This is a genomic window from Rhodococcus sp. (in: high G+C Gram-positive bacteria) (assembly GCF_049286785.1).
Classification (GTDB): Bacteria; Actinomycetota; Actinomycetes; order Mycobacteriales; family Mycobacteriaceae; genus Rhodococcus_F.
In genome coordinates, this window is sequence record NZ_JBAQEO010000920.1 from 1 (window position 1) to 8,704 (window position 8,704).

The 8,704-nt window shown below is 65.4% G+C and carries 9 protein-coding genes and 1 pseudogene; all 10 read right to left on the reverse strand.

The features are described 5' to 3' along the window. Positions 1–922: pseudogene (locus WAW17_RS33455) on the reverse strand (ATP-binding protein); the annotation flags it as partial. Positions 923–932: 10 nt separating this feature from the next. Further along, a complete protein-coding gene (locus tag WAW17_RS33460; RefSeq protein WP_422337121.1) occupies positions 933–2,417 on the reverse strand; it encodes an SCO6880 family protein in 1,485 nt (494 codons plus the stop codon). After that, on the reverse strand, positions 2,414–3,922 hold the full coding sequence (locus tag WAW17_RS33465) for a hypothetical protein (RefSeq protein ID WP_422337122.1): 1,509 nt from the start codon (positions 3,920–3,922) through the stop codon (positions 2,414–2,416). Before WAW17_RS33465 ends, WAW17_RS33460 begins: the two co-directional genes overlap by 4 nt. Beyond that, a complete protein-coding gene (locus WAW17_RS33470; RefSeq protein WP_422337123.1) occupies positions 3,913–4,776 on the reverse strand; it encodes a hypothetical protein in 864 nt (287 codons plus the stop codon). Before WAW17_RS33470 ends, WAW17_RS33465 begins: the two co-directional genes overlap by 10 nt. Then, the gene (locus WAW17_RS33475) at positions 4,773–5,393 is read right to left on the reverse strand and encodes a hypothetical protein (RefSeq protein WP_422337124.1); all 621 of its coding nucleotides are present in this window, start codon (positions 5,391–5,393) and stop codon (positions 4,773–4,775) included. Before WAW17_RS33475 ends, WAW17_RS33470 begins: the two co-directional genes overlap by 4 nt. Further along, positions 5,394–5,762 (reverse strand): hypothetical protein, encoded by a 369-nt coding sequence (locus WAW17_RS33480; RefSeq protein ID WP_422337125.1) that lies wholly within the window; start codon positions 5,760–5,762, stop codon positions 5,394–5,396. 154 nt (positions 5,763–5,916) lie between these two features. After that, positions 5,917–6,198, reverse strand: a complete 282-nt coding sequence (locus WAW17_RS33485) for a hypothetical protein (RefSeq protein ID WP_422337126.1) — start codon at positions 6,196–6,198, stop codon at positions 5,917–5,919. 24 nt (positions 6,199–6,222) lie between these two features. After that, positions 6,223–6,777 carry a hypothetical protein gene (locus WAW17_RS33490; RefSeq protein WP_422337127.1) on the reverse strand — a complete coding sequence of 185 codons (555 nt, stop codon included), beginning with the start codon at positions 6,775–6,777 and terminating at the stop codon, positions 6,223–6,225. Next, the gene (locus WAW17_RS33495) at positions 6,774–7,553 is read right to left on the reverse strand and encodes a hypothetical protein (protein ID WP_422337128.1); all 780 of its coding nucleotides are present in this window, start codon (positions 7,551–7,553) and stop codon (positions 6,774–6,776) included. Before WAW17_RS33495 ends, WAW17_RS33490 begins: the two co-directional genes overlap by 4 nt. Further along, positions 7,550–8,704, reverse strand: a 1,155-nt coding sequence (locus tag WAW17_RS33500) for a hypothetical protein (RefSeq protein ID WP_422337129.1), incomplete at its 5' end; no start/stop codon positions are given. The genes WAW17_RS33495 and WAW17_RS33500, both read right to left, overlap by 4 nt.

Here is an 8,704-nt window from a genome sequence, read left to right on the forward strand (position 1 = left end):
CCCCCTGCGCTGCCGGGGTGTAGAGCAGGCGGATCGCGGACGCGAGCAACGTCTGCTCGAAGTCCTCGAGGCGCTTGCCGCGCACGATCTCGCACAGCGCGGCGGTGATGTTCTCCTGCCGAGCGTGCAGCGCGTACTGGGTCTGTTGGCGCTGCAGCTCCACCTTCCGGCACTCGAGCACCAACTCGGCCCGCAGTTCCGGGTCACTCTCGGCTTCGATGCCGCGGGCGAGCTGCCCGATACGACGGGTGAGCTTGTCGATCGAGGTCCCGATCGGGCCGGGGTCGAGCGGGTTGAGCCGGCCGATTCCGCCATACCCGACCTCGTTGACCTGACCGCCCACGGCCTCGGTCAGTTTCCGGCCGTCCGGCTTGACGTCACCTGGCCACAACACGCGCACATCAGCGGCGATGTCGCCCAGCGCGATCCGTCGAAGCAACGTCGACTTACCGAACCCGTTAAGGGCGATGATCATGCACGAAGGAGCACTGATCGCTTTCGCTTCCTTCGCCGAGAGGGGGTCGAAGCACACCGGTGCATGCGGCGGCGCCAGATGAGGCCCCAGCGGAGTGCCTAGAACGGGGGCGTTCGCTCCCACGATCCACGGGTACAGACCAGCGACCTGGACTGTGGTGCCGCGGTATTCGGCCGGCGGCATCACCGTGCTCATCCGGCCACCACCAGCGCCCGCGAATCCGCGCTTATCGAGGGTGTGAACATCACGGTCCGATGTGTCTTGGTTGGCCCGTTCGTTCGCCGCGATCGTCGCGCGCCGGCTGTATTGGCGTTTGACGAGTACGGAGAGCCAGGCCTTGCCGATCTGGCTGGTCGCTGCGGCTTCACGCGCTTCCAGGCGCGCTAGATCCTCATCGGAGAGGACCTTGATCGTCGCCGCTTTCGATGCGGTCTTCTGCTTGGCCATGGTGTCCGCCTCAGCTGCTCAGGAACTTAGGAATGGAGGTGTGCTCGGGCGGGATGACTCCGACGCCGAGCGAAGCCCAGAACGCCGGGGCCTGCCAGCAGAACGACCGACGGATCATGAGTTGGCTCTGGATGGCCAGGTCACGCACCAGTGAGTCGATGCGGGGAACGTCCGCGCTCCCGGCCGGTTGCGTGACGGTGATGAGAAGACCGAACCGGGTCAGACCGTGACCCCGCGCGACCTCCATACGGGACTGCTCGGTCGCTGCCACCTCGAGCTGGGCTTTCGCCGACACGGGTCCGCGGCTCTGACTCTGTGCCGCCAGCGCGTCGTGGTAGTCCTTGTTGACGATTGACGTTGCGTCCGCAGCCGAATGAGGCCGGTAGATGATCGCTACCCGCTTGATCGGCAACGCCGAGTTCGGGTCGAGGAGTCGTTTGAGGACGTTCTCGTGGACGGCGCTCTTCGGTGCTTCGCGCATCTCCCAGGTAACGGAGACCGCACCGTCGTGGATCAGCCGGTCCTTTTCCTCAAGTTGGGTGCGCGGACCGCAGTCCGCCCATTCCAGGTCGGTCCCTTCACCGGAGAACAACGCCTGCTCGATGTTGATCAGCGACGCCGGATCCACGGATCGGCGGACCATGCCGCACATCTCGTCGGCGGTCATCGGTGTGGCCGGAACCCCTGCCCGAGCCGCTGCTTCGGTGATCGCAGGGAGACGCCGGGCAATCTCGACCGCCTGCTCCGAGGGATCTTTCTTGCGGTCTGCGGTCTGAGCTTGGAAGGTGATCGAGATCCGTGCGCCCAAACGCACACCGCCCGTGGTCAAGCCGGTCGCCAACTGGTGCATCGAATCGCGAGCCAGCTGCGGGGCATCATGACGAACCTTCTGCGACACGGTCTCGTACAGTTCGATCCCGGTGTTCGGCAGCGTTTCTATCACCGCGACCAGGGCGAGGATGTCCGACGTCTCGCCCATCGCGGTCAACATCTGTGACCAGTTGCCGACCGCTTGATCGAGAACCTCCTGATCGAAGTTCTCGCTCCCTTGCGGGTGCGCATCCAGATTGATCGTGTACCCGTCGACCTCCGGCATATGGATCATCCCGAACGGGCGATTGTTCCCGTCGATACCCTCGTAGATCTCGGTGTCCGCCATGACACCAGGCATCCGGTACCGCCCTCCCGGAATACGGGAGAACGTGCCCGAGCTGTATGCGTGCTCTCCACGCCTGTGTGCGCGCCGCCACTGAACCATCAGAAGTGCCCTTTCGTATCCGCTTCGGCCGTCCTTCGAGCGCACCAATGGCACGAACCCAATTGCGGTGAACACGGCCAAAACCGCTGCCGGGAGGAACCCGATTACCAAACTCATCAACACCAAGCCGATGACTGCGCCGATGCCGAGCATCGTCGTTCCGAACGTCGCCCCCGCCATGCCCGTCGACCGCGGCTGACGCCAGTTGCCGTACATCCGATACGCCGCGGTGCTCATCCCTCGAAACCTCCGTTGTTCCTGACCGGAGTCGCCCCGATCACTTCGTTGGCAGTTGCCTCAGGCCCGCCTGACCCGCCGGTCGCGGCCGATGCGCCCTGGCTGGTTGGCGTGCCGTCGATGCCGCCAGGCGCGTTTCCGCCCGTCGTGGCGCCCTGGCTGGTTGGTGTGCCGTCGTTGCCGCCCACCGCGTTCCCGCCGGATGGGGCGCCGCGGCTGCCAGCCGTTCCGAAGTTGGACGGGGCAGAGGTATCCGCGCCCGTCGTCACGGATGAGGATTGGCTACTCATGGAAGTGCTGGTGGCCGCCCCGCTCGTCGCGCCGGCACCTGCGGATGCGCCGCCGGTTGCGGCCATGGCGCCGACCTTCGCGCCCACCGCGGCGATGCCTGCAGCGGTGGCCAGCCCGCTGCCACCCCCACCGACCGCTCCGACCGCCGGAACGATCAACCGCATCAGGGACGGAAGCACCAGCGCCGCCGAGCACAGTAGGAGCGCGCCGATCAGCGCGGTCATCGCGCCGCCGTTCTCATCACGTGAGGGTGCCGATTGCATGAAAAGCATCGCGGCTACGCCGATCACGAAGGAACCGACCGGCTTGAACAGCAGGAACGCCAGTGTCCAGGCGATCATCTTCTCGTATGCCTGCGAGCCGATCTTCGTCCCACCGGCCGCGCCGGCGATCGGGAGCGCAGCAGTGATGACGACGAGCAAACCCATCCGCATCAGCAGCAGGAACGCCATCATCAGGCCGCCGATAATGCCGATGAACCCGATGACGTACAGCAGGGTCGTACCGCCGGGGGTGGCGTAGACGCCGATCTGCATCATCGCGTCGACCAACGCCTCCGGATCGGAACCGACAGTGCCGTCGATGAACCAGCGGGAAACGTTGTCCGAGAGCCGGGTACCGAGAACAACGATGAACCCGAGCGAACCGGAGAGCACTGTCGCCCGAGCGAGTTGCTGCATCCCTTCGGTGGAGACGTCACGAATGGCCCCCGACCTGGCCATCATCAACCGGATCCCCAGGAACATCAGCGATGTCACCAAGAACGCGACCTGAATCCAGTACGTGTACTCCGTGAGCTGCCCGAGCGTGGTCATGAAGGAGGTTTCGTTCTGGCCGGGGATGGTGATCCACCAGCCGAGAGCGAACTTCAACACCGCCGCGCCCGCCTCGCCGGTACTCAAACCGGCAATCTCGAACGCCCCGATCGCGGTCTCCTTGAGGAACGTCTTCGGAGCCTCAGCGACAGCCTCGACACCGTCAGCGCATCGAGGTGCCGATGTCCCAGTAGCAGCGGCGAGGGCATCGAGGCCGATCTGCAGTCCTCCACCGAACATTGCCGTCGCACCGCACGTCACGAGGTCACCGGCGGAGTCGAGAGCCGAGGGCCCGGGATCTTCCTCAGCGAGAACAGGAGACGCGGTGCCCACCAGCGCGGCAACTGCCACAAGGAAGACGAGGATGAGCCGCTTCGCGACCTGCGCCGTCACCACCATGACGTCCAGCCCTCGGAGTAGTCCGCGACGGTGCGGAAATTCTTTTCACCGGCTGGAGGCACCTTTACGACCCACCCGGGGCCGTCACGCCACACCAGATCCAGCCACATGTCGGTGTTCTGGTCGCGGCCGTCCTTGAGTGTTACAGCCGCACCGATATGTACCCGCACCAAGTCATCGGTGTAATCGACTTTGATCATCTGGAATACGCGCCCGGGGAAATTGTCCGGGGCAGCTCCTGCGCGGCCGGAGGCGTTCAACTCAATCACTTCCGCGATGAGGTTCTTTGGATCGATCAGCAGGCCAGCGTCCTGGAGCTTTTTGATCCGGCTGTTCCCGGTGGAGAGGTAGTTCAGGTAGTGGACGCCGGCGAGACCCGCGCCCTGAGCGGTGCGGGCGAAGCCGGTGGCGACACCGCTGTCACTGAACGCGGTCGGGCCGTCAGACGTGGAGAACGGCAAGTACATGTTCCCGTGGACGCGTTGGAGCATGATCCCGGACGGTGCGGTCGTCGCTGCACGGCTGGCGGCCGGAGAGGACTGCGTCAGGAGCACTCCGTTGTCATTGAGGGGTGCGTAGACGACGCGACCCTTCTCGTCGAAGAACGGGTCCGGTTCGAACTGATCGGGCTCGATCGCTGCAGTCGCACCCGATCCCTGGTCGCCGGCGGGAACAAGCGGCTCGTCCCCGCCGCGCACGAAGATGAAGACACTGACGATGACCGCGGCCACGACGATGACCGCAAGGATCGACCCCACCATCAGCGAGGTGGTGGAGGCGTCCTTTCCGGAGCTGGATTCGGATGGTTGCGGGGGCGGTGCCGGTGTCGGGGTATCGGTAGGTTGTTCGCTCACTTGCGTGTTCCTTCCAGGTCGACCATGTTCTGCGGCAGCTCGTCCAGTGCTGTGACCCCGACCGCCTTCTCGGCGGTGGGAAGGGCGAGCTTCCAATCGGAGCCCACCCAGACCACGTCGGTGCGCGTCGAGGCCAGCGACTCGTCCGGGAATCGCTGAACGATGTCGACGGTTGCCGCGGTATCGCTGTAGTCCGCGAATGCGTATCCGACGATGGACGGAACGACCGTCGGGTCGACCGTGCCGGTCGAGGAGATCAGGGACCGGTTGACCGCGAATGCGTCTCGGCCCTCGCCACCCGCGGCGACGACGGACAACACTTTCGACCAGGACTGATCCGCCGCGGTGGACAGCTGCACCGATTGGCCGATCGCGGCCAGAGCTGCACCTTGCGGAGTATGCGAGAACCCTGTCAGCGGCTCCCAAATCCCGCTCGTCGGACCGTCCGTCTTCCCGAGCGGGACCAGTACACCGTTCAGGTTCGACCAGCTCGCGATCGCAGGGGCACTGGTGAGCGACACCTCAGGTGTGGTGTCGTCGCTGCTCTCGGATGAGCCACCGCACCCCGCCAACACCAGGGCCACGGCCGCGGCCGACACACACGCGAGTACACGCATCTACTTCTCCTCTTCGAGCGGGGGGAACTTCTGTTGAATGTCCGTGACGAGGTTCGGCTTGTCCGGCGCCGGAACCGAGTTCTCCGGGACGCGGCCGGATTCGATGAGCGTGACGGCAATCGCGATAGCCGCACCGCTGGCGAGGATCCACCCGAACAAGGCCGCGAGGAACTCTGCCGCCGTGGGAGATTCGAGACCCGCAGTGTGCTTGTGATCCCACGCCATCCGGCCGCCGACGAAGATGATCTTCGCGATACACACCACCGCTGCGATGCCCGCAATCCAGCTCAGTGCCGTGTTGATGTCATCGGTGATGTAACCGGGCAACTCCACAGCCGCGAGTACTGGTTCGTGACCGGTCGCAGTCACGGTCGAACCCATTCGACGGATCCGACAGCGACGCAGAGGAGCGCCGCGCCGGTCCCGAGAACGGCGGCCCCGGCCGAGGGAGCGGCGGCCCCGGCCGAGGGAGCGGCGGATCCCACCAGGCGGTTGATCGTGTGACGGTCACCGCGGGCGAACATCAGGCGGCTGTGACAGCGTTGAGGATGGTCGTCGCGGATCCCGCGACGATTGTTCCGATGAGCGAGCCGAGGAGCATGGTCACGCCTCCCGTCTGGCCCTGGCTCCACTTCTCCCATGCGAACTTGCCGCCGGAGACGACCAAGGCCGCGACACAGGCCAGCATGATGATCCATAGGAGCCAGTTCACGAGTCGCAGAAGGCCGTCCGCTCCAGGAGGGAGTGTCGGCTGGATATTGAAGTCGACCGCGAGGATCGCGGTGTCGTGGATGGTGTGGAGCATGGCTGTCCTTTCGGTGAGGTGAGTTCAGTGCCCGGAGCGCAGATGGGGCAGTGAACGCTGGATTGCTGTGACGATGCCGACGCCGGCATCGATCACATCCTTGGGAACCGCTGCACGGGCTCCCTTGGTCTGTTCGGGCACACCGTCGAGGGGGTGCCACCGTGGGAGCGACGACAGTCCAGCCGCAGGCAGAAACCTGTGCCAACCGATCCGCCAATGTGCCGGCGCTGCCGTTTTCACGACGTCGCGGTACTGGCGCACGCTTTTGTCGAGAGTCGGCGAACTTGCGACGGTAACCAGCCCGAGAAGTTCACAATCGAGGTTCTTCTCGCGGTATTCCATGAGCATCGCGTGCGCCTTCTTCAGCCCGTCGTCGGTCTCGCGGGCAACCATCACCGCGTACGGCGACTCGTTCTCGACATCGTTGCCACACGGCCATTGCCGGTCGCTATCCCCCGCGAAACTGAGGTAGTGAGCCAGGGTGGAGACCCCAGCGCCACCGTGAGGAGCAACGAGCCAGACAGCCGGTCCCGGCCGGTCGACTGGAATCGGGGCGGAGTGGATATTCGCTGCGGTCATGCCAGTTCTCCGGTCTTGCCGTCGCTGCGGGTATCGGCTTGGGGTGAGAGAGTGCCGAGAACATCGAGGGCGTCGGTCCAGGCGTCGATCGTGGCGGTGGACAACCGGCGGTGGTCGATGACTCCCGGGCGGGCCAAGACGGGATCGAACGGAACCTCGACGAAACCGGCGATCTGCGGTGCGAGTGCCGCCCGGATCGGGGCCAGTTCGAGCGGGGAGGTGGGCATCTGATGGGAGACCACCACGATCGTCTCTCCCAGGGTGTCCGGGCCAAATGTGGACTTGAGCCAGTTCATTGCCTCTCTCATCCGGCTGAGCGGCTCTGATCGCGCGGGGGCCACGACGACGAGGGCGGCCCCGGACTGGATCAGTGGGGCCAGGCGGGGTGATCGAAGGGCGGTGCCGACGTCGTGGACGCGGGCACTCGCACGGCCTTCGAGCAGCAAATCGACCATCATCGGATCGGCACTGTGGCCGTGGTGAGAGCTGCCGACGACGACCATTCCCGAGGTGGTCTCCGCCATCCGGGAACTGAGACTGTCGATGGACCGGGCGGGATCGACGGCGCGGAACCGGGTGCGGGAGAGCAGGTTGCCTCCGTCGCTGGTCGAGTCGACTGCAGTGACATCCTTGCCGGTGCCCAGGCGCAGAGCCGTGGCCAGGCCGAATGTCGTCGTGGTGGTGGATGCGCCACCAGAGCCGGCGACGACCATTGCCGATATTTTCTCCGGTTCAGCGACTTTCGGGGTGCGGCGGATGGGAACGACGTTGCTCATCGGATCTCCTCGAGGGTGGCAATTTTCAGTCCTGAACCTGAATCAGCGACCGTGATGCGTTGCCTGTCGGCGCCCTCGGAACCGGCTTCGGTACGCAGCCGCAACTGGACATCGAAGACATTCGGGTTGGGGGTCGGCGCGATGGTCAGGCAGTGTTCGGTGCCGAGCGCTGCGGCCGCGTCGATCGACGCCTGGATCGGGCCGACCGGATTCGGGTTGACGTACATCGAGGTGACCTTCGCTGCATCACGCTCGACGTAGTACGCGTAGTCGAATGCCTGGATCAGACCAGGGCCGGTAGTCCGGTCACCAGGTCCGCGGCCGATGACCTGCCCGTTCTTCGTCGAGTCTTCGCACCAGGACTGTTCACCCGCGGCGCTGTTCTCGGCGGATTGTGTCGAGGACGGCAGCGGGGGAACGGCGACATCGCCGCTGTTGTCCGAGGATGCGAGCACGACGACGGTGCCGGCGACTACCGCCAACACGGCCGCGGCTGCACCGCCGACCAGCCAAGGGTTCTTCTTGCTGTCGGCGGTTTCGTGGGCAGGCCCACCCGTCGGCGTCTTCGGCTCGGCCGCAATCACCTTGGCGGGGACGTCGGCGGCCTGCGCGGCCGCTCGGGCGGGACGGCGAGGAAGGCGGGCGGACACTCCACGCCGCGCCTGTACTTCCGCGACGAGCGGCCCCCGAGGGATATGGGCACGAACCCAATCCGGGGCGTCCGCATACGGATCGGACTCGAGCTCGGCCGCATTCTCGGCGTCGGCGTACTCGAACTGAGGCTCTGCTTCTCCGACCGGCTGGTAGTTGTCGTCCGACGACCGCTCTGTCGCCGTGTTCGCGACGTCGACCGGGAGAACCACAGGGAATTCGTCGGTCGGGTCCTCGTTGTAGGTGGCGACGTTCGACGGATCGTGCGGGGTTGCGGGTGCGACCGGCACGACGGGCAGCACGACGTCGTCATAGAGCGCGTCAGTGGGGAGTTCGGTGTCGTAGTTTTCCTGCGGCACAGGGAAAGCCACGTCACCGCTCATGTCGATGATGTCGTTCCCGTAGTGCTCTGTCACGTCCGGGAACAGCTGGTCCGTGCGATTGTCCGTCGCCATTTTTCCTCCGAAGTTGATCGGCGAGGGCAGGACGGTGTCCTGCCC